A 19617-nucleotide genomic window follows, 5' to 3' on the forward strand; every position below is an offset into this window, starting at 1 on the left:
TTTTCTCTACGTCCCCTCAGGCCAGTACGTTGTGCCGCCGGGCGGCGTCAGCCAGCAGTTCGACGGCGCGGTCCACGTCCTCGGTGGTCATGGCGGCGGTGACGGTCGCCCGGAAGCGGGCCCGGCCCTTGGGCACGGCCGGGAAGATCGCGCCGGAGATGTAGAGACCCTCCGCCACCAGTTCCTTGGACATGCGCAGCGCGGCGATGTCGTCACCGACGAGGATCGGGATGACGGGCGTGACACTGCCCAGCACCTCGAAGCCGGCGCGGATGAGCCCGGAGCGGAAGCGCATGGTGTTCTCCCAGAGCTTCTCGGTGCGCCACGGCTCGCGGCGCATCAGCTCCAGGGCCTTGAGCACGCCGGCCACCGTCGGCGCGGGCAGGCTCGCGTTGAACATGTAGGCGTGCGACGAGTGGCGCAGGAACTCGACGATGTCGTGGCTGGCGGTGACGAATCCGCCCACCCCGCCGAGGGTCTTACTGAAGGTGCCCATGGTGATGTCGGGGATGATCCCGTAGTGCTCCCCGGCACCCCGGCCCCTCTCGCCGAGGAAGCCGGTGCCGTGCGCCTCGTCGACCATCAGCATCGCGCCGTACTGCTCGGTGAGCCGGTGGATGTCGTCCAGCGGCGCGATCTCGCCGTCCATGGAGTAGACGCCGTCGACGACGACGAACTTCTTCTTGGCGTCGGCGTTGCGCTTGAGGACGTACTCCAGTTTCTCCATGGAGTTGTGGGCGAAGATCTTCACGGCGCCCTCGGCCAGCCGGCAGCCGTCGAGGATGCTCATGTGGTTGATCTGGTCCGTGATGACGATCGTGTCGCTGTCGCACAGCGCGGAGATCGTGCCGAGGTTGGCCATGTATCCCGAGCTGTAGGTGATGGCCGCCTCGGTGCCCATCCACTCGGCGAGCTTCTCCTCCAGCTCCAGGTGGAGCACGGTGGTGCCGTTGTTGAGGCGGGCACCGCAGGCTCCGGAACCGTAGGTGTCCAGGGCGTCCTTGACCGCCTTGTTGATCTCCGGGTGTCCGGCCAGACCGAGGTAGTTGCCGCTGGTCAGCATGATGACCTCGCGGTGGTCTATCTCCGACCGGCCGCCGGGAGCGGCGGTGAAGGGCATTTCGAAGGTGTAGAAGCCGCTGTCCTTGAGGTCCCGGATCCGGTCGTTGACGGACGCGAGGGTCCGGGCGTACTCATCCGTGATCATTAGTGATTCCCCTCTCGGTGCGTCGCGCGCCACCTCCGGCCGAGCCGGACGGGCGGGGCGACCGTCACCCGACAGAGGGCCAAAAACGGCGTGCGGATACCGGCCATACGCGCCGGTTCACTCCCACCCGCCGGGCCGCTACCCCGGATGCAGAGCCCGGCGACCAGGGGTCCAGTGGCCTGCGACTCAGGTGTGGGACAAGAGAGTTCAACAGGTCCCTAGGCCCTGTCGTCACCTTCCCGTCGTCCGCCCGCAGGGCGGGCCGTGCGGCGTCTGGTGCGTGCGATCGCAAGGCGCCGGAGCGCTCTCGTGGCGGAGCCACGTGGGCGGTTCGGCAACGCGGCGAGCGTGCGTGCCAGGCGTCGCACGGCAGGCGGGAAGGTGACGACAGGGCCTGTGGGGGAGGACCGAAGGAGGTTTCGACGTGGCCGGTACGACCGTCCGGGCCCAAGTGCCCGAGTCCGCCGTTCAGTTGGTGGAAGCCTGCCGCGCGGGCGACCAGGCGGCCTGGGGGCGCCTCATCCAGAGGTACCGCCCGATCGTCTGGACGGTCGCCCGTTCGCACGGACTGCGCCCCGCCGACTGCGAGGACGTCTGCCAGGTCACCTGGCTGCGCGTCATCGAGAACATCGGCGCGCTCAACGACCCGGCCAGGCTCGGCGCCTGGATCGTCACCACGGCCCGCCGTGAGGCGCTCAAGGTGTCGGGCAACGGCGTCAAGTACCACCTGGTCGACGACCTCTCGGAGTTCACCCATGAGACCGGGCACCACCAGGCCACTCCGGAGGAGACCGTCCTCAGCAGGGCGGAGGGCGATCTCGCCCGGAAGGCCATCCGGCACCTGCCGGCGCAGCACCAGGCACTGCTGGGATTGCTGCTCCGCGATCCCCCCATGAGCTACGACGCGATCAGCGCGGCTCTCGCGATGCCGCGCGGCTCCATAGGCCCCACCCGCAACCGCATTCTCCGGCAAGCCAGGGATTTCCTGCGCGACATGTGAGAGGACGAACCATGAGTGCCCAGACACAGGGCCATCCCGTCCGTACGTTCGTCATCGCCGCCGTGGCGATGTTCATCACCTCCCTCGACAACCTCGTCGTCACCACCGCGCTGCCCGCGATCCGTGACGACCTGAACGCCGGGCTCGACGAACTGGAGTGGACGGTCAACGCGTTCACCCTGACGTTCGCCGTCTTCCTGATGACGGGCTCCGCACTGGGCGACCGCTTCGGCCGTCGCCGACTGTTCATGATCGGTACCGCGATCTTCACCCTGGCCTCGGCCGGGGCCGCCATGTCGGACACCGCGAACGAGCTGATCCTCGCCCGTGCCGTGCAGGGCATCGGCGGCGCGATCGTGGTTCCGCTGACCCTCACGCTGCTGTCCGCCGCCGTGCCGCCCGCCAAGCGCGGTGCGGCGCTGGGCGCCTGGGGCGCGGTCGCCGGTCTCGCGATCGCGCTCGGCCCGGTGGTCGGCGGTGCGATCGTGGAGGGCGCGTCCTGGCAGTGGATCTTCTGGGTCAACGTGCCGCTCGGCCTCGTCCTGCTCCCCCTGTCCAAGGTCTGGCTCGCCGAGAGCCGGGGTGCCAGCACCAAGCTCGACCTGGTCGGCACGGCCCTGCTCAGCGTCGGTCTGTTCGGTGTGGTGCTCGGCCTGGTCCGAGGTGGCGCCATCGGCTGGACCTCGGGCGAGGTGCTGGCCGGCTTCATCGCGGGCGGCGCGCTGATCCTGGCCTTCCTGGCCTGGGAGAACCGCGTCGAGCACCCGATGATGCCGCTGGGCCTGTTCCGCGGGCGGGCGTTCTCGATGACCAACCTGGCCTCGGTACTGATGTACTTCGGCATGTTCGGCGCGATCTTCCTGGTGGCCCAGTTCCTGCAGACCGCCCAGGGTTACTCGCCGCTGGAGGCGGGCCTGCGGACCCTGCCGTGGACCGCGATGCCGATGCTGGTGGCCCCGGTGGCGGGCGTGCTGTCGGACCGCCTCGGCGGCCGCAACATCCTCGCGATCGGCTTCGTCATCCAGTCCGTCGGCCTCGGCTGGTTCGCCCTGGTCGCCACCCCGACGGTCGGCTACGGGTCGCTTGTGGCCCCGTTCGCCATCCTCGGCGTAGGCATGTCGCTCTTCTACGCCCCGGTCGTCAACATGGTCTTCTCCTCGGTCCGCCGTGACCAGGAGGGCATCGCGTCCGGCGTGAACAACGCGGGCCGCGAACTGGGCGGCGTACTGGGCGTAGCGGTCCTGGCGGCGGTGTTCGCGGCGCAGGGCGGCTACGAGACCCCGCAGCACTTCGTGGACGGCATGATCCCGGCGGTGTGGGTCGGCGCGGCGGTGGTCCTGGCCGCGGCGGTCGCTTCGATGCTGATCCCGAGCGGGCTTCGGCCGGTGGGTGCGGCGGCGGAGGCGGAGGAAGCCGCGACGGCAGCGGCACCGACCGACACCCAGCCGACCGGCAAGGCGTCCCACGTCACGGTGGCGTCCTGAGCCACTCCTGACGGCGAGGTCGGCTTCTCCTGAGCCCCGCGCCCACCCGAGCCGGGCGGCCGGTCCACTTCCCCCGGGACCGGCCGCCCACGCACACCCCGTGTTCCAGCCCCAGCCCCGTCACTTTTTCGATCGGAGACTCCAGTGTCAGCAGACTCGATGTCCGTCGAAGAGAGCCTGTGGAAAGTCGTCTCGGGCTCACCGACCCCGGAGGAACTGGCGGCCGTGACCGTGGTCCTCTCCATGCTGTTCCGACAGTCCGAGACCGACTCGGCCCCCGCTCCCGTCATTCCGCTCGCCCACTGGAGGCACGCCACCTCCCCGCGCACGGCGGGTTCCTGGCGCGCGCCGGAGGGAATCGCTTCGTAGCGGGCGTAGTTGGAAACTGGCCGGTTCCGGCCCGGGTCGCTCCCCCGGGCCGGCCGGGACTTCAGCGAACTTCAGCTACGACGCGCTCGGGGTCGGGGTCCCCGGACCCAAGCCGCGCGTCGACTGAACTGTCCCGCCGATCTTGGCACGAAGCTTCTCCAGCACCTCCGTCTTGGCACCCACGGCCCACTGCGGGCCGACCAGGTACGTGCCCCCGTACACGGAGGCGGCCTCGAGCCAGGTCAGCTTGTACTTCTCGGCGGGGAAAGTGGTGATGCGATAGTTCCCCTGCTTCGTCTTGCACTGCCCCTCGCGCAGTTCGTCCGCCTCGATGCGGATCTCGGCCGTGCACCCGGTCAGAGCGGCGATCACCTCGACCTTCGCGGGCGCCACGACACCGGCCACGGGAGCGGAGGACGTTTCAGACGCCTTGGCATCCGCCGCCCCGCCCCCTTCGGCGCCCCCGCACGCCGCGAGCAGCGGCAGCAGAGCCAGACTCCCGACCAGCGCGGCACTCCGCGTCAGCAGACGGGCACGGGGCACCGCGAGGCCGACACACCCTCGCTGCGACTGCTGTGGCACGTCCCTCTCCGTATCCGGTCGACAACTGTCCCGACCCGCAAGGGCGGGCGGGCGTACGGCTACGGAGGGGTACGGGCGGACGGGGGCGAGTGTTCACTCGCCTCGTACGTCAGTGTGTTCACCTCACGACGTACGTCAGTGTCCGGCCGCGAAGGCCATGAAGACCACGAAGGCCACGAACGCGGTCCAGTTCGCCCGACGGGTGCCACACGCGTCGCGACAACGGCGAGTACGGCGAACGACGCGGCCACCGGCAACGGGTGTTCGACCAGCCATGTCTGGACCCCTTCGAACGGGTCGGAGGAGGTCAGGGTCGTGCGCTCCAGCATCCAGGACACCGAGAACAGCAGGCCGACGGAGGCCATGGTGAGCCGGAGAGCCGGGTAGAGGGCCGTGCGGGCCAGGGCGAGCAGGGACGGCATCATCAGGGCGACGACGAGCAACTGGGTCAGTTCGATGCCCAGGTTGAAGCCCAGCAGTGTGGTGACGAGGGATCCCCGGTCCAGGCCGAGGTCGCCGATCAGCGACGCGAACGCCAGCCCGTGGACGAGCCCGAAGCCACTGGCGATGAACACCTCGCCCCTGGCCACGAGAGGGCGTATCGCGTGGATCGCGGACACGGCGATGGAGAAGGCGATCAGCGTCTCCACCGGCCGGGACGGTACGTGGATCAGTCCGGCCGCCGCCAGCACCAGCGTGAGGGAGTGGCCCGCGGCGAACGCGGAGACCACATGGACGACACGGATGACGCTGCGCCGCCTCGACGGGCCGGCGGCGTGCCATCGGCCCCCGGCCGCCACGAGAGGGGCCGGGACGAGCAGCATGAGCAGGAACAGCAGGTGATCGGCTCCCTCGCCGACGTGTTCCGTGCCCAGGCCCACGGTCGTGACGAAGCCTCGCAGCCATGACCCTTCCCCGGCGGGGACGTCGATGCTCCCGGTGTCCCAGTCGAGGACTCCGAGTGTCTCGGCGTCGTCCGTCTTGAGGATGCCCCGGTCGAAGTCGTACCGGACGGTCACGATGACCCGGTGGGTGAGGAGTTCCTCGACGATGACGTCGTAGCGGAGGTCGAAGTCGGTGACACGGCCGTCCGGCGGACGGATCTCGAGGGGGTAGACGAGATGTGCCGTCGCGTCGATCGTGCGGACCTTCGGAGTGCCGAGCGCCACTGCCCAGGCGGTGCCGTCGGCGCCTACGGCGGTGATGTGTTCGGCGGTGTAGTCCCCGAGGAAGGTCCGGTCGGCGCCGAGGACGCTCGCGGGGGTGAGATCGCGGTGCACGGCGATGGCCAGGCGGTCGATGGGCAGCTGCACTTCGCCCTCGACGTCGTCGTCACCGACGTCGAGGAGTACGGCGGAGGTGCTCATCGGATGGGCGCCGGCCGGCGACGCGAGGCCGCCGACCAGCATCAGGGCCGCGAACACCAGTCCGCCGAGGATGCTGCGGATACGGCGGAGGCGGCGGATACGGCGGTCACGTCGCACGGTGGGCGTCCCTCACTCCCTCATTCCCAGCCGTAGTCGGCGGTCTCGTCCCGGAAGATCGTGTGCTGGTGGATCCCGTCGGTGGACGCGCCCGGCTGGTTGGAGAACTCCACCCATGCTGACGGACCGTCAAGTCGCACGTAGGTCTGGCTGTTGTCCAGCGTGGTGCCGCCGCTCCAGCCGATGTACGTCCGGTCGTACTCGGAGACGTACTTGGCCAGCAGACGCGCCGCCGCCTTCTCGTCCAGGTCGTCGACCCAGGCCCTGAGCATCGCGGTGACCTTCGCCTGCTGCTTCTTGGTGAGGCTGCCGACGAGGACGCCCTCCGGCTCGGTGGGGAAGGGGCCGTCGTGGCCGGGACCGAGGTACAGGTCGTCGAAGCTCCCGTCGATCTCGGCGGCCGTCAACTCGTCGGCGGTGAGGGACTGGATGGCGCCGATGCTGGAGGTGCGCTTGTCCGCCAGCGGGGTGTAGTACAGGTTCTCCCAGTCGAACTCCATCGGCTCCACGGCCGTGAGGGTGGGGGACATGCTGACGCTGCCGCCGGCGTAGGTGAGGTTGTAGGCGGCGTGGTGGCCGCCGTACTGCACGGTGAACTCGCCATTCTTGCTGGGGGCGCCGAAGAAGGAGATGTAGTACCACTCGGAGCCGAAGTTGGCGCCGCCGCCTCCGCCCGGGGGCCGGCTCCCGCCACCGGTCGGCGTCGCGGTCGGAGCCGTGGTGGGGGTGTCGGTCGGAGTCGCGGTCGGGGTGTCGGTCGGAGTCGTGGTGGGGGTGCCCGTCGGGGTGGGGCGGCCCGGTCCGCCGGTGTCCGGGAGCGCGGCGAGGTAGTCGTCGGCCTTGCGGATCTCGACGAGTTCCTCGTAGCCCTTCTTGCTGAGTGCGGCTTCCATGACCTTCAGGGCCGCGGCCTCCTGCGCGTCGGTGAGGTCGCCCAGCTTCAGGCCGTTGCGCTCGACGACGGGCGTCGGGAAGTTGGACCAGCCGGTCTTCTTCGCCGGGTCGTCGAAGTCGTAGAGGGCGGTGTCCTTCTGCTCGTCGGACAGCGTGGCGAGAAACGCGTTCGCGGCGGCCGCGACACGTGCGGAGTCCGCGCCGCCGGCGCCGGTGCGCAGGGCGGACGCCGGAACCTGCTTCGGTTTCGTCATGATCGCCGACGAGGACGCCGAGTCGATCCCGGCGCAGCCCGCGACACCGAGACCGAGGCACGCGACCAGGGCCACCACGGGCACGGGGCGTACGCGCGACCGCCGGCGATCCGGACTGAGCGACGGCGGCACGGGGGTGGACTTCGCGGCCATCGGGTGGGGAACGGACGACATGGGGGCTCCGGTGGGGGTGGGTGTGAGTGAAGGCGCGGGGGTGTGTGAAGGCGCGGGTGTGGGTGAAGGCGCCGGTGTGGGTGAAGGCGCCGTCCCATGCTCGGCGAGCGATCTCAGACCCGGTCGGGAGCCAGTCCGGAATTTCATGAGAACCGGGCTCACGACGGTGTGCCATCATGCCCGCGTGTCTGATCGTGTCCTCATAGCCGACGACGATCGCGCGGTCCGTGAATCTCTCGCGCGAGCCCTGGAGTTGGAGGGGTACGACGTCGTCACCGCCGCCGACGGGGTGGAGACGCTGACCCTGGCCCGCCGGGAATCCTTCGACGTGCTGGTCGTCGACATCACGATGCCCCATGTCGACGGCATGGCCGTGTGCCGTGTGCTGCGCGCCGACGGTGACCGCACACCGGTCCTGATGCTCACCGCCCGCTCCGGGACACCGGACCGGGCCGCCGGACTCGACGCCGGCGCCGACGACTACCTGCCCAAGCCCTTCGCGGTCTCCGAACTGCTGGCCCGCCTCAGGGCGTTGCTGCGCAGGTCCGCCCTGACACCGCCGTCCGTGCGGGAGACCGAGGAGACGGACAACCACGACGCCGTCCTGCGGATGGCGTTGCTGCGCATCGCTCCGTCCGCCCGCCGGGTGTGGTGGGGCGAGGAGGAAGTACGGCTCACCAGAACCGAGTTCGACCTTCTCGAACTCCTGGTACGCAACGAGGGGATCGTCCTGGACCACCGGACGATCTACGGCGAGGTCTGGGGTCCCGACGTCGGCGTGGACGCCAAGAACCTGGCGGGCTACGTCGGGTATCTGCGGCGCAAGCTCGGCACCGCCGGGGCGCCCGATCTGATCCACACCGTGCGTGGCGTGGGTTACGCGGCCCGGCCATGACGCTGACGCTGCGCACGCGCTTCGCGCTCGCCTTCGCCGTCGTCGGTGCCACGGTCGCGGTCCTGGTCGGAGCGCTGAGCTATCGCGCCGCCTCCGACCGTGTCCTCGCCGAGATCGACCGGACCCTGCGATCGGCCACGGTGGCCCTGGCCCAGGCCGAGGAGCGGGGACAGGAACCGGCGCCCTCCGAGGTGATCGCTCAGGCGCCGGACCTCTTTCCCGGGCCCGACCTCCCCGGTCCCGGAGACGAGGAGGAGCGGCGGCTGATCCTCCAGGCCGTGGCCGGTGACGGAACATCCGCCCACATCGGCGGCCCGGACGTGCCCCTGCCGGTGTCCGGCACCACACGGGCCCTGGCCGCCTCCGGAAAGGCCGGCGAGTCGGACGTCACCGAGGTCGTCGTGGCGGGCCGTACCTACCGTCGGCTGACCACCGCCCTCGGCGGCGACCGAGGCGCCTTGCAGGTGGCGGCCCAGGTCGACCAGACGCACTATGTGCTGGGCGGCATGGCCAGGGAGATCGCCATGGTCAGCTTCGTGGTCATGCTGGTCGCGGCCGGCGCGGGCCGACTGGTCGCGGGGCGCATCACCCGTCGCCTGGTACGGCTGATCGAGGTCGCCGAAAGGGTCAGCGCCGACGGCCGTGTCGTGTCCGAAGACCCGGGCCTGGTGGGCGGCCGGGACGAAGTGGGCCGGCTGTCCACGTCGTTCAGCAGGATGCTCGGCCGTATCGCGACCGCCCGCGACGCCCAGGAACGACTTGTGCACGACGCCGCCCACGAGCTGCGGACCCCCCTCACCAGCCTGCGTACCAACGCCACCGTGCTGCGCCGGGTCGCCGAGCTCTCCCCGCAGGCCCGCGACCGGCTCCTCGACGACGTCGAGGGCGAGACGGCCGAACTCGCCGCTCTCGTGGACGAGTTGGTCGAGCTGGCGCTGGCCGGCGGCCACGACGAGACCGAGGAGGCCGTGCAACTGGCCGCCGTGGCCCGCCGCGTCGCCCGACGCGGGTACCGGCGAACCGGCCGTCTGGTCCACATCGACGCCGACGACTCCGTCGTCCACGGCCGCCCGCAGGGCCTCGAACGCGCGCTGGCCAACCTGCTGGAGAACGCCGCCAAGTTCGACCCCTCCGGCGACAGCCCCATCGAGGTCCGCATCCACCGCGGAACGGTCACCGTCTCCGACCGCGGACCGGGCATCGCCCCCGACGACCTCCCCCACGTCTTCGACCGTTTCTACCGGTCCGACACCGCCCGCGCCCTACCCGGCTCCGGACTCGGCCTCGCCATCGTCCGCGACATCGCCGAATCCCACGGAGGCACCGTGACCGCGGGACCCCGTCCCGGGGGCGGGGCGCGGATCGGCTTCACTGTGGACGAGTCACGCCTCCTGTCCGGGGGCGCAGGCTGATGACGCGGAGATTCACCTGGGCACCCCCGCCCTGTCCGGTCACCCGGAACACGGGGGTCTCCGGTGTTCCGGGTACACGGTCCCGAACGGCCCGGCCGCCGCCCTCACTCCGCGTCCGCGACGACCGACCCCACCCGTTCGGCAAGGCCCGGGTCGCGTCGGACCAGGAGGGTCGCGTAGCAGACGGCGGCGAGGAGGGTGGCCAGTGCCGCGTACGGGAACCAGCTGTACGGGGCCGGCTGGCCGGGCTTGGCGAGGTAGTAGAGGGGGATCAGGACGGCGAGGGCGCCGACCGCGGGCAGCACCAGGTGCCGCGTGATCCGGAACTCCTGCGGACGGTATCTGCGGTAGTACAGCGGCAGCGCGATGTTGGACGCGAGGTAGACCAGCAGGATCAGGATGGCGCCCAGGCTGGAGGACTCGGCGAAGAAGACCACCGGGTTCATCTGACCGCCGTCCCCGAGCAGATGCCCGAGGCCCCAACCGGCGATGATCAGCAGCGCGGTGGCGGTGAAGGTGACGATCGCGTTGTTCGGCGTACGGCGCGTGGGGTGGACGTATCCGAAGAAGGACGGGAGCAGCCCCTCGCGTCCGGCGTTGAACACCAGCCTCGCCTGGGAGTTGATGCCCGCGATCAGCACGCCGAGGGTGGAGGTCAGGCCGCCGACGTAGGCGAGGATCGCCAGCGCCCCGAGGGTGTGCTGGGCGACGTCGACGAAGGGGATCCGGGAGTCGCCGAGCCGCTGTACGTCGTAGCCGAAGCCGGTGACCGTGGCGTAAGAGAAGAGGATGTAGCTCACGGTCATGATCGCGACGGAGGAGAACACGGCACGGCCGACGTTGCGCCGCGGGTTCTCCGTCTCCTCGGCCAGGGCCGCCGAGTTCTCCCAGCCGATGAACAGGTACACCGCCAGCGGGAAGCCCGCCGCGAGGCCCTTGATGCCGTGGGTGAGGTGGGAGGGCAGGAACGGAGCCACGGAGAGGTCGCCCCGGTGCTCGACGATCGCCGCGACCGAGACCACGACCAGCACGAGCATCTCCACGCCGAAGAAGTAGCCGGCCCACTTGGTGGACACCACGATCCCGCGCAGCATCAGCACCACCGCCAGCCCGGTCAGCAGCAGCGTCCAGATGATCCACGGCAGGTCGACGCCGGTGTAGCGGTGCAGGGTGATCTGCATGAACCCGCCCGAGATCGCGATGACGGAGGCCATCGCGATGATGTAGCCGAGTCCGGCGAGCAGAGCCGTGGTCACCGCGCTGACCGGCCCGAAGGTCTTGCCCACGAAGGTGGTGAAGCTGCCCGCCGAGGGGTGCGCCCGGGAGAACTCGGCCAGCGTGTTGCCGAACAGCGCGACCGCCACCCCCGCCGCCACGATGGTCAGCGGGGACGCGACGCCCGCGGTGGTGGCCAGGAAGGCGAAGCCGAAGAAGAAGCTCATGGCCGGGCCGACGTTGGCCATCGTGGCGGCGGCGATGTCCGCCATGCCGAGAACGCCGCCGCGCAGCCGCTGGGGCGTGCCACCGACGGGGCCCGACGTCGACGACGACGGCGACGGTCGTCCGACAGGTCCGGGGTCAGGCATGGCGACAGCTCCTTCTGATCCGTCTGAGAGGTGGCGACCTTGAGGGGAAGGGGAGGGGGGACGGAAGGGGGCGGGGACGGAAGGGGGCGGGGGCGGGGACGGGAGGGGGCGTCAGTCCGGCGTCCCGGCGTGCCGGTGTGCCTTCACCGCTCGTACCGCCGGGTCCATCGCGCCACGGGTGAGTTCGTCGAGCAGCTCGGCGTGGCAGCGGTTGCGGGCCCGTACGACCGCGGGGTCCGGCGCGGGCCGCAGCAGGCACTGCTTGCCGAGCACGTCGGCGGCGAACTCCCGGATTCCGGCGCCGCCGAGCGCCTGAGCGAGGTCGAGGTGGAAGCGGGTCTCCAGTTCGAGCAGCCGTGCCGGGTCGTCGGCCAAATCCATCTCCTCGACCAGTGCCCGCAGCCCGTCGAGCCGGCCCTCCGGGAGCTCACCCGCGGTGTGCGCCACGAGCCCGCACTCAAGAAGCAGATGGAAGGCGTCCAGTGAGGCCGCCTCGTCGGTGTCGTGCAGCACGGCGACGACCGCGTCCCAGTCCGCCGCGACGAAGGTCCCGCCCGCCCGGCCCCGACGGCGGTCGAGCAGGCCGTCCTGGCACATGGCCTCCAGCGCGCGGCGTACGGTGATCTCGCTGATCCCGAGCTCCTCGGCGAGGACACCCGCGTCCGGCAGCCGGTCCCCCGGCGACACGGACCTCAGACGCACCCGCAGGGCGATCCGGGACCGGACGAGCTCCGCTCCCGTGGGACCCCGGCCGGCCAGGACCCGCGTGTCCCAGGGCCCGCCGACCGGCGCGGGCCGCGCGGGAACGGGCTGGCTGTAGGGACCGAACTTGCCCGCTGCATTCACCACGACGCCACCCTAACGGCCTGCGAAAAGAGGGCAGGGTCCACGGCGACGGCGTCCGCACGGAGGGTTTTCGCGACCGTGGGGCGGGGGTGTGGCGCATGGGGCTCCCCAGGGAACTGGGACCGGAACACGGGGGACGACGTGGTGACCGGACCCCGCTCGGCGACCGTCAGCGGCCACGGAACGTCCGGCTCCGCGCTGCACGAAAAATAGAGCAAGATGAACAATTAAACAAGACTTGTTCTTTTAGATCGTACTGAACTAATTTCCAGGCGTCCCTGGTCCGCCCTCCCGCTACTCCCGCTATGGATGTCGAGATGACCACACGTCCCCCTGCTCCCGCTCCCTCCGAAACGGATCCGCAGACCACCCCCGCGGCCGACTCCGGCCTCCAGGCCGGACTGAAGAACCGCCACCTGTCGATGATCGCGATCGGCGGTGTCATCGGCGCCGGCCTGTTCGTCGGCTCCGGCTCCGGCATCGCCGCCGCCGGCCCCGGCATCCTCGTCTCGTACGGACTCGTCGGCGTCCTCGTCGTCCTCGTGATGCGGATGCTCGGCGAGATGGCCGCGGCCAACCCCACCTCCGGTTCGTTCTCCGCCTACGCGGACCGCGCGCTCGGCAGCTGGGCCGGCTTCACCATCGGCTGGCTGTACTGGTTCTTCTGGGTCGTGGTGCTCGCCGTAGAGGCGACCGCCGGCGCCAAGATCCTCGAGGGCTGGATCCCTGCCGTCCCCCAATGGGGCTGGGCGCTGATCGTCATGATCGTCCTCACCGCCACCAACCTGGTCTCGGTCAGCTCCTACGGCGAGTTCGAGTTCTGGTTCGCCGGCATCAAGGTCGTCGCCATCGCCGCGTTCATCGTGATCGGCGGTCTCGCGATCTTCGGGCTGCTCCCGGGCTCCGACCACCCGGCGAGCGGCTTCACCAACCTCACCGCACACGGCGGCTTCCTGCCGAACGGGCCCGGCGCCATCCTCACCGGCGTCCTGATGGTCGTCTTCTCCTTCATGGGCAGCGAGATCGTCACCCTGGCGGCGGGCGAGACCGCCAACCCGCGGGCCGCCGTCACCAAGGCCACCAACAGCGTGATCTGGCGGATCGCGGTGTTCTACCTGGGCTCGATCCTGATCGTGGTGTCACTGGTGCGCTGGGACGACCCGGCGATCCTCAAGGACGGCTCGTACGTCGCCGCCCTCAGCTCCATCGGCATCCCGCACGCCGCGCAGATCATGAACACCATCGTGCTGACCTCGGTGCTGTCCTGTCTCAACTCCGGCCTGTACACGGCCTCGCGCATGGCCTTCTCCCTCGGCCGCCGCAGCGACGCCCCCGCCGCCTTCGGCAAGACCACGGACCGCGGCGTGCCCCTCGCGGCCATCCTCGCCTCGGTGGTCTTCGGCTTCGTCGCCGTCGCCTTCAACTACCTGTGGCCGGACACCGTCTTCCAGTTCCTCCTCAACGCCTCCGGCGCGATCGCCCTGTTCGTCTGGCTGGTGATCTGCTTCTCCCAACTGCGGATGCGCAAGATCATCGAGCGGGAGTCACCGGACAAGCTGGTCGTGAGGATGTGGCTCTACCCCTACCTCACCTGGGCGACCATCGCCCTGATCACCTTCGTCCTGGGCTACATGCTGACGGACACGGCGGACGGGGGCGGGCGCGATCAGGTGGTGCTGTCCACGTTGGCGGCGGCGGGTGTGGTGGTCTTCGCGCTGGTTCGCGAACGGGTGTCGGGCAGGAAGGGGACGCGGGACTCGGCCTCCTTGTCCTGACGATTCCGAGGGGTGCAGGGCGGTCCGGGCCGGCGTCGGCTCGGACCGCCCTGCGGGAACTCCCGTGGCACTACTCCCCCTCGCAGCCGGGGTCGAACTCGTCGCCTACCGCACGGCGGCCCACGACACGGCCGGCTCCTTCGCAGCCGACGGCCACTGGTACGAACCCCAGGCGGCCACCGAGGCGAACACCGCGCTGACCAAGTGGTTCCACGCGGATGTTCGCTCACGATGTGGCGAGGAGAAGAGTCCTGAGCTCGACGGCGTGGCGGGACATCGCCACCTTCCAAGGCACGGGATCCTCCTTGGCGATCTCCCGCCACAGCCGGGCCACGGCGACAGCGAACGCTCCGAGCGCCTTCGGATCGGCCTGACGCCACGACGGAACACGCCGCACCAACGAGACCGCACGCACGGCAGGTGCCCCAGCCTCCATGATCCGCAGCGTGAGCATGAACGGGTCGATCCAGGCCGCACCCCGTGTCGGCCACGCCCAGTCGATCAAGCGTGCCCTTCCCCTGTCGATAAGGACGTTGTCCGGGGCGAAGTCCGTGTGCAACAGCGCGTCCTCGGCGAACAGCCCCGCCTGCCCCTCCTCCGCGTACTTCCCCCACCGCTCCTCCGCCGTCTTCAGGTCGACGTCGTCAGGCGCGGTGACCTCCTGCAACTCGGCGAGCGCGGCCAGGACCAACGTGAGGTCGTCCATGGTGGTGTAGTCGGCATGGCGGCCGTCGACTGCCTCATAGCCGAGAAGCACCCAGCCGCCTGCGTTCACGTGCCACAACAGCCCCGGGCAGGCGGCAGGCAAGTAAGGACTGATCGCGATCTCCCGCTTCTGTGAGGCGACCTGCGGGTTGTCAGCGCGGATGCCCTTGACGAAGACGGGACCGGTCTCGGTGTCCAGGAGGGCGGCGATGGCACTGTTGATGCCGCCGCCGGTGGTGTGGGCCGCAGCGATCTGGCCGGTCTGGACGGTGACCGCCTGGCGGGCAGCGGCGGGCAGCTCGTCGAAGGCGACACGAGGCATGGACACGGGGCGCGGTTCCTCAGGGAGTGAGCGGGCGAACAGGACGCTGCCCCGGCCAGCGTAGGCCGGGACAGCGCTGGGCGGAGACCCGGCCTAGTACGGGTTGTCGTCACCGGCCGAGCAGTTGCATCCGGCTACCTGGGCGACATCACCGTCCACGTCACCGATGATCCGGATCTCGCCCTCGCTGATCTCGGGGACCTTTACGGGTACGGGCAGGGTGTCGCTCGCGGCGACGGCCGGGCGGCGACCGATGGTGACCGTCACCGGCTCAGGCCGGGTCAGCGTCGTGGCGGGTGGAGTCATGATCCATAACCTCCGTGTTGGCAGTAGAGCGATCGGTTGTCCCCCGCCTCCTGGTAGAGCTTCGCCAGCGGTCGGCACGTCCTGCATGTGACGGCCTTCGTGCAGCCGGAGCATCCACCGGTGCGGAGCTGTAGGGACTCGGCGATGGCGCCGAGCCGGGGAAGGCCATCGAGGCCTTCCGTCATGAGGTTCACGCTCGGGTCGCGGCCGACTTTGCAAATGGACGCGATGCCATGGGGATTGACGTGGAAGAAGGTGTGGCCGGCGTTGCAGCCCTTGAAGACGCTGCGCGGCCGCAGGTGATCGGAGGCCTGCGCGGCGAGCGGGTTCGCTTCGCCGTCGATCGTCGGCGACATGCTCGAATACACCTGGTGCGGGAAGCCCCATCGGCCCTCTGCGAGCCGCACCATGCCGTCCAATTCGTGCGCGTTGGAGTCGGACACGATCACGTTGAGCCTTACGGGCAGGCCGGCCTCGCGCGCCGCGTCGAGACCACGGGTAAACCGGGTCCACGCGCCGCGATTACGGGTCACGGCCTCGTATGTCCCCTCGGTCGCGCCGTACAGGCTGACCGTGAGCCGGTACGGCCGGTAGCGGGAGAACAGGTCGCGGATGGCCGTCTTGTGGAGCTGGGACCCGTTCGTCGACACCTGCACCATCAGGCCCAGCTCGTGCGCGTACTCGTACGCGGTGGCGAACTGCGGGTCGATCAGCGCCTCGCCACCAGTGATCTGGAGCCACAGCACCCCGGCATCACGCAGCATCTCCAGCAGTCGCTGCTTGTCTTCCCATGACAGCCCGGCGAACCGCTTCTCGCCGAGGTAGCAGAAGCCACAGTCGTAGTCACAGCCGAGGTTGATCTCCCATGACGCCTTCACGAAGCCGTACGGCGACGGCTCGCGAACGAGCACCACGGCGGACAGGTTGCCTTCCGGGAGAGTCATCCCCCACGCCCAGGAGGCCGCGTCGTGCAACCAGGCCGGTGCCGCCCGACCTTCGCGGGCCGCGTTACGCAACTCCTCGTAGCTCGACGGGTGGATCTGGACGCCCTGGGCGTGACCAGGGCGCAGGACGAGGTACTGCCCGAGGAACGGGCTGGCGAGCAGGCTGTGCATCGAGTTCCTTCATGGGTCGGGCGGGTGGGAGCCGAGGGTGGCGGCCCCGGTGCCTGCAAGGCTCGGGGAGCTAACCGTTCAGGACAGGCGCGGAGAGCTGCTGACGGCACAGCGTGGCCAGGGCCCGGCAAGTCAGGGCGAGGTCTTCGACGTGGACAGCGGCCGTGCGGTGGTCCGGGCCCGGCCCGTCGTCGAGAGCCTTGCGGGTGCGGACGAGGAGCCAGCGCGCGGTCTCGCGGTCGGTGGTGTCCTCCGACTGTCCTTGGATCGCCGCTTCCAGTGCTGCGGCCAGCAACTCCACGTGCTGGCGCAAATGGCCGGTCAGTCGGTCTACCTCGGACCGGTCTGGGACCTTGGCGGGCAGCCCGTCGGTCAGCTCCAGGGCTTCCGTCCAGGCCTGACGGAACATGCCGAAGTCGAGTGGCCGACCGTCAGTCACTGTCGGTCTCCTTCGCCGCGGCCAGGAGAAAACGGCCCACGTTCACCAACTGCGCAACCGCGTCGGCCTGACAGACGGCTTCGGGTCGCTCCGGCGGCACACACCAGGAGGAGCGGACCAGGCACCGGCTTGAGTCGATGCTCGGGTGCGGCACGCCGAGGAAGCTGTTCGCGATGAGGCAGACAGTGTCGGGCACGCGCCAGGTTGCGCATGTGCTGGCCGGGACCAGGAGGTAGTACCGGTCTGAGTACCGGTCGACGAACACCGGTCCGCCGTGCAGCGCATTGGCCAGGTACTCGTCGACCTGTACGCGATCCTCGCTACGAGCAGCGGCGTACACGACGTCGGCCGAGACCCGGATGGCGGAGAAGGAAACACCGCAGCGCAGGAGGGCGACGTCCATGGCCTGCCACTCGGCGCGCGCCCGGGCCGGGTTGTCGGCAGCCCGCAAGAGCCACTCGGCGACATCCAGTTCGTCGTCGACGCGCGTGTGCACCAACGTCCCGGCCTCCGGGTCCTGCGTTGTGGTGCAGCCGGCTACCTCCGGCGGGACGACCGTGATGGCCGTGGTGTCGATGGTGGTCACCGTGTCTCCGTCTCTGATCGGCCGGGTCTGGGCACAGCAATGCCCGAACCCGGTGTGGGGGTACGGAACTTCAGGAGCCGCCCGACCAAAGGGGAGCCTGGTCACGGTGTCGGACCGGGGGCCGGGCGGCTTGATGATTAGTGAACACTCCGTCACGCACAGTGGGTACGGTGAGAGGCAGTTGTAGAGGTATACGCGGTTTACAGCCCCGGACAGGAGGCGGTCTTGGCGGCGTCGAGAGATCCCAACTCCCGCCTACGCGACACCATTGACGCAGTCGGCTGCACGTACGAGGCCCTGGCGAGGGACGTGCGGCGTATAGCCGCTGAGAACGGCGAGATTCTCCAGACCAACAAGTCGGCCGTTTCCCACTGGGTGAACGGCACGCGCCAGCCCACCGGACGGACCGGCCAGTACCTCGCCGAAGCCCTGTCCCGCAGGGCGAGTCGGACCATCACCCAGAGCGAGATCGGCCTACGTGCACCAGACGCCGACGGGCCGGACGAGGGAGATCCAGTCCTGGCCGCCACCGACCTGGGCCGTGCCGATGTCGAACGCCGCCGCTTCCTCGCGGTGGCCGCCTTCACCACGGCCGGCGTCGCCATGCCGCTCGCCCACGACCACGAGGCCACCGCCCGCATGCTCCGAGCTCGCACCGGCACGTCCGCGGTCGGGACAGAGGACGTGGATGTCGTACGCCAGATCACCGCGGCCTTCAGCGCGGCCGACGAACGCCTCGGCGGCGGCCACGGTCTGACCACGGTCCGCCTACCTGGCCGACACCGCCGCCCCGATACTCCGGGGCCGCTACCCGAGCGAAGCCTTACGACGGACAGCCTTCGGCGCCGTGGCCGAACTCGCCTACCTGGCCGGCTGGAAGCACCACGACCTCGGCCAGGAAGGCGCCGCCCAGCGCTACTACCAGGTCGGCTACCAACTCGCGTGCGAAGCCGACCCGCACGGCCACGCCGCCTGGATGATGAGAGCCCTCGCCCACCAAGCCCTCAGCCTCAAACAACCCCACCACTGCGTCGACCTCGTCGAAGGCGCTCTGACTCGCGGCCTCGGCCACATCGACAGTCAGACCGAAGCCCTGCTCCACATCACCCACGCCCGCGCCTATGCCGCCACAGGCGGGAAGCCAGCAGCAGCCCGCGCCCTGCTCGCCGCGGAAGATGCCCTCCAACGCGATGACGGCCCCCAGCCCAGCTACTCCCGCGTCAGCGGCCCCGCCGCCGGCACCGTCGCCAGCCACACCGCCCGCACCCTCACCGACCTCGCGACCACATCGGCACCGAGCAACAGCACCGCGACGCCCTGATCCGTTGGAACCCCGAAAAGTACAAGCGCGTCCACGCCCTCACCTACGCCGACCTCGGCGACAGCCTCGCCGCCCAGGCCCGCGCCGACGAGGCCGTATCCGCATGGTCCCAGGCCCTGAATCTCACGGAGGGCATGACGTCCGACCGCACCCGCAAGGCGATCACCTCACTCCGCTCGACCCTCTCCGTCTACCAGCGCCGCAAAGTTCCCGGAGCCGCCGAACTCGCCCGCCGCGCAAGCGAAGCACTCGCCTAAGCTGCCCACCAACCGGCCGACGAAGGGACGCAACCGTGGCTCAGCCGCAGACCGACGACCAGCCCAAAGCCCTGCCGCCCGCCCTCGAATCCATGACCTTGTTGGTCGCCGCCGTCATCGTCCACGACAAGACCACCAACCGAGTCGTCCTCCTCCAGCGCAGCCAGAACGCCAAGTTCGCCCAGGGCATGTTTGACCTCCCCGTCGGCAAGAGCGAGCCCGGCGAGCCCATCACCGAAACGGCCGTACGCGAGCTGTACGAAGAGACCGGCCTGACCGTGAAGCCGGAGTCCTTGAAGGTCGCCCACATCATCCACGGCGCCTGGGGCGTCGAAGCCCCCAACGGCTTCCTCACCGTCGTATTCACCGCACACGAATGGTCCGGTGAACCGGAAAACCGGGAACCACGCAAGCACGCCCAGGTCTGCTGGGTCGATGCCGACTCCATCCCCGAGGAGTTCGTGGATACCACCGCCAGCGCCCTCCATCGCTACCTCAGCGACGGGCCCCAGGTATCGCTCGACGGCTGGTAAGAGGGGCGACCAATACATCATGCAGCGCATCGGTGCACTGCTACGTCGCCAACCACCGGATTCCAGCCCGG

At 69.8% G+C, this 19617-nt stretch carries 18 protein-coding genes and 1 pseudogene; 8 read left to right on the plus strand and 11 right to left on the minus strand.

The window, feature by feature from the left end; all coding sequences use genetic code 11:
• Nucleotides 1-16 precede the first annotated feature (16 nt).
• The gene (locus AB0H86_RS24775; RefSeq protein WP_362442680.1) at nucleotides 17-1207 is read right to left on the minus strand and encodes a pyridoxal phosphate-dependent aminotransferase family protein; all 1191 of its coding nucleotides are present in this window, start codon (nucleotides 1205-1207) and stop codon (nucleotides 17-19) included.
• A gap of 424 nt (nucleotides 1208-1631) precedes the next feature.
• On the opposite strand from AB0H86_RS24775, the gene AB0H86_RS24780 reads away from it, so the two are divergent.
• The 3 genes from AB0H86_RS24780 to AB0H86_RS24790 all read left to right on the plus strand — a co-directional run bounded on the left by AB0H86_RS24780 (nucleotide 1632) and on the right by AB0H86_RS24790 (nucleotide 4060).
• Nucleotides 1632-2207 carry a sigma-70 family RNA polymerase sigma factor gene (locus AB0H86_RS24780; RefSeq protein ID WP_362442683.1) on the plus strand — a complete coding sequence of 192 codons (576 nt, stop codon included), beginning with the start codon at nucleotides 1632-1634 and terminating at the stop codon, nucleotides 2205-2207.
• Nucleotides 2208-2218: 11 nt separating this feature from the next.
• On the plus strand, nucleotides 2219-3691 hold the full coding sequence (locus tag AB0H86_RS24785; RefSeq protein ID WP_362442686.1) for a DHA2 family efflux MFS transporter permease subunit: 1473 nt from the start codon (nucleotides 2219-2221) through the stop codon (nucleotides 3689-3691).
• Nucleotides 3692-3850: 159 nt separating this feature from the next.
• The gene (locus tag AB0H86_RS24790) at nucleotides 3851-4060 is read left to right on the plus strand and encodes an acyl-CoA carboxylase subunit epsilon (RefSeq protein ID WP_362442689.1); all 210 of its coding nucleotides are present in this window, start codon (nucleotides 3851-3853) and stop codon (nucleotides 4058-4060) included.
• A 75-nt stretch (nucleotides 4061-4135) separates the two neighbouring features.
• On the opposite strand, the gene AB0H86_RS24795 is transcribed toward AB0H86_RS24790, so the two are convergent.
• From AB0H86_RS24795 to AB0H86_RS24805, 3 genes are all read right to left on the minus strand, one after another.
• The gene (locus AB0H86_RS24795) at nucleotides 4136-4603 is read right to left on the minus strand and encodes a hypothetical protein (RefSeq protein ID WP_362443207.1); all 468 of its coding nucleotides are present in this window, start codon (nucleotides 4601-4603) and stop codon (nucleotides 4136-4138) included.
• Nucleotides 4604-4701: 98 nt separating this feature from the next.
• The gene (locus AB0H86_RS24800; RefSeq protein WP_362442692.1) at nucleotides 4702-6126 is read right to left on the minus strand and encodes a HupE/UreJ family protein; all 1425 of its coding nucleotides are present in this window, start codon (nucleotides 6124-6126) and stop codon (nucleotides 4702-4704) included.
• 20 nt (nucleotides 6127-6146) lie between these two features.
• Nucleotides 6147-7448 (minus strand): DUF3500 domain-containing protein, encoded by a 1302-nt coding sequence (locus AB0H86_RS24805; protein WP_362442695.1) that lies wholly within the window; start codon nucleotides 7446-7448, stop codon nucleotides 6147-6149.
• Between the two features lie 184 nt (nucleotides 7449-7632).
• On the opposite strand from AB0H86_RS24805, the gene AB0H86_RS24810 reads away from it, so the two are divergent.
• Both AB0H86_RS24810 and AB0H86_RS24815 read left to right on the plus strand, forming a co-directional pair.
• Nucleotides 7633-8343 (plus strand): response regulator transcription factor, encoded by a 711-nt coding sequence (locus tag AB0H86_RS24810; protein WP_362442698.1) that lies wholly within the window; start codon nucleotides 7633-7635, stop codon nucleotides 8341-8343.
• The gene (locus tag AB0H86_RS24815; RefSeq protein ID WP_362442701.1) at nucleotides 8340-9755 is read left to right on the plus strand and encodes an ATP-binding protein; all 1416 of its coding nucleotides are present in this window, start codon (nucleotides 8340-8342) and stop codon (nucleotides 9753-9755) included. Before AB0H86_RS24810 ends, AB0H86_RS24815 begins: the two co-directional genes overlap by 4 nt.
• Nucleotides 9756-9859: 104 nt before the next feature.
• On the opposite strand, the gene AB0H86_RS24820 is transcribed toward AB0H86_RS24815, so the two are convergent.
• Nucleotides 9860-11341, minus strand: coding sequence for an APC family permease (locus tag AB0H86_RS24820; protein WP_362442704.1), 1482 nt, complete (start codon nucleotides 11339-11341; stop codon nucleotides 9860-9862).
• A 111-nt stretch (nucleotides 11342-11452) separates the two neighbouring features.
• Nucleotides 11453-12190: an FCD domain-containing protein gene (locus tag AB0H86_RS24825; RefSeq protein WP_362442707.1), complete on the minus strand. Its 738-nt coding sequence runs from the start codon at nucleotides 12188-12190 to the stop codon at nucleotides 11453-11455.
• 314 nt (nucleotides 12191-12504) lie between these two features.
• On the opposite strand from AB0H86_RS24825, the gene AB0H86_RS24830 reads away from it, so the two are divergent.
• On the plus strand, nucleotides 12505-13962 hold the full coding sequence (locus tag AB0H86_RS24830) for an amino acid permease (protein ID WP_362442710.1): 1458 nt from the start codon (nucleotides 12505-12507) through the stop codon (nucleotides 13960-13962).
• 226 nt (nucleotides 13963-14188) lie between these two features.
• On the opposite strand, the gene AB0H86_RS24835 is transcribed toward AB0H86_RS24830, so the two are convergent.
• The 5 genes from AB0H86_RS24835 to AB0H86_RS24855 form a co-directional block, all read right to left on the minus strand.
• Nucleotides 14189-14989, minus strand: coding sequence for an aminoglycoside phosphotransferase (locus AB0H86_RS24835; protein WP_362443210.1), 801 nt, complete (start codon nucleotides 14987-14989; stop codon nucleotides 14189-14191).
• A gap of 93 nt (nucleotides 14990-15082) precedes the next feature.
• Nucleotides 15083-15295, minus strand: a complete 213-nt coding sequence (locus tag AB0H86_RS24840; protein WP_362442712.1) for a hypothetical protein — start codon at nucleotides 15293-15295, stop codon at nucleotides 15083-15085.
• The gene (locus AB0H86_RS24845) at nucleotides 15292-16410 is read right to left on the minus strand and encodes a radical SAM protein (RefSeq protein ID WP_362442715.1); all 1119 of its coding nucleotides are present in this window, start codon (nucleotides 16408-16410) and stop codon (nucleotides 15292-15294) included. The genes AB0H86_RS24840 and AB0H86_RS24845 overlap by 4 nt, the downstream gene beginning before the upstream one ends.
• Before the next feature lie 70 nt (nucleotides 16411-16480).
• The gene (locus AB0H86_RS24850) at nucleotides 16481-16849 is read right to left on the minus strand and encodes a DUF6415 family natural product biosynthesis protein (protein WP_362442718.1); all 369 of its coding nucleotides are present in this window, start codon (nucleotides 16847-16849) and stop codon (nucleotides 16481-16483) included.
• Nucleotides 16842-17435 (minus strand): hypothetical protein, encoded by a 594-nt coding sequence (locus tag AB0H86_RS24855; RefSeq protein ID WP_362442721.1) that lies wholly within the window; start codon nucleotides 17433-17435, stop codon nucleotides 16842-16844. The genes AB0H86_RS24850 and AB0H86_RS24855 overlap by 8 nt, the downstream gene beginning before the upstream one ends.
• A gap of 225 nt (nucleotides 17436-17660) precedes the next feature.
• Between AB0H86_RS24855 and AB0H86_RS24860 the strand changes: the two are divergent.
• Both AB0H86_RS24860 and AB0H86_RS24865 read left to right on the plus strand, forming a co-directional pair.
• Nucleotides 17661-19013 (plus strand): annotated as a pseudogene (locus tag AB0H86_RS24860) (tetratricopeptide repeat protein).
• A gap of 35 nt (nucleotides 19014-19048) precedes the next feature.
• Entirely contained in the window at nucleotides 19049-19546 is a 498-nt protein-coding gene (locus tag AB0H86_RS24865; protein ID WP_362442724.1) for an NUDIX domain-containing protein, read from the plus strand.
• Nucleotides 19547-19617 lie beyond the last annotated feature (71 nt).

The sequence above is a fragment of the Streptomyces sp. NPDC050997 genome, from assembly GCF_040660135.1.
GTDB lineage: Bacteria > Actinomycetota > Actinomycetes > Streptomycetales > Streptomycetaceae > Streptomyces.

Coding starts and splice junctions, on each gene's coding strand:
- AB0H86_RS24775 (WP_362442680.1), bottom strand. CDS start 1,207: ATGATCACGGATGAGTACGCCCGGACCCTCGCGTCCGTCAACGACCGG.
- AB0H86_RS24785 (WP_362442686.1), top strand. CDS start 2,219: ATGAGTGCCCAGACACAGGGCCATCCCGTCCGTACGTTCGTCATCGCC.
- AB0H86_RS24790 (WP_362442689.1), top strand. CDS start 3,851: ATGTCCGTCGAAGAGAGCCTGTGGAAAGTCGTCTCGGGCTCACCGACC.
- AB0H86_RS24805 (WP_362442695.1), bottom strand. CDS start 7,448: ATGTCGTCCGTTCCCCACCCGATGGCCGCGAAGTCCACCCCCGTGCCG.
- AB0H86_RS24815 (WP_362442701.1), top strand. CDS start 8,340: ATGACGCTGACGCTGCGCACGCGCTTCGCGCTCGCCTTCGCCGTCGTC.
- AB0H86_RS24820 (WP_362442704.1), bottom strand. CDS start 11,341: ATGCCTGACCCCGGACCTGTCGGACGACCGTCGCCGTCGTCGTCGACG.
- AB0H86_RS24830 (WP_362442710.1), top strand. CDS start 12,505: ATGACCACACGTCCCCCTGCTCCCGCTCCCTCCGAAACGGATCCGCAG.
- AB0H86_RS24835 (WP_362443210.1), bottom strand. CDS start 14,989: ATGCCTCGTGTCGCCTTCGACGAGCTGCCCGCCGCTGCCCGCCAGGCG.
- AB0H86_RS24840 (WP_362442712.1), bottom strand. CDS start 15,295: ATGACTCCACCCGCCACGACGCTGACCCGGCCTGAGCCGGTGACGGTC.
- AB0H86_RS24845 (WP_362442715.1), bottom strand. CDS start 16,410: ATGCACAGCCTGCTCGCCAGCCCGTTCCTCGGGCAGTACCTCGTCCTG.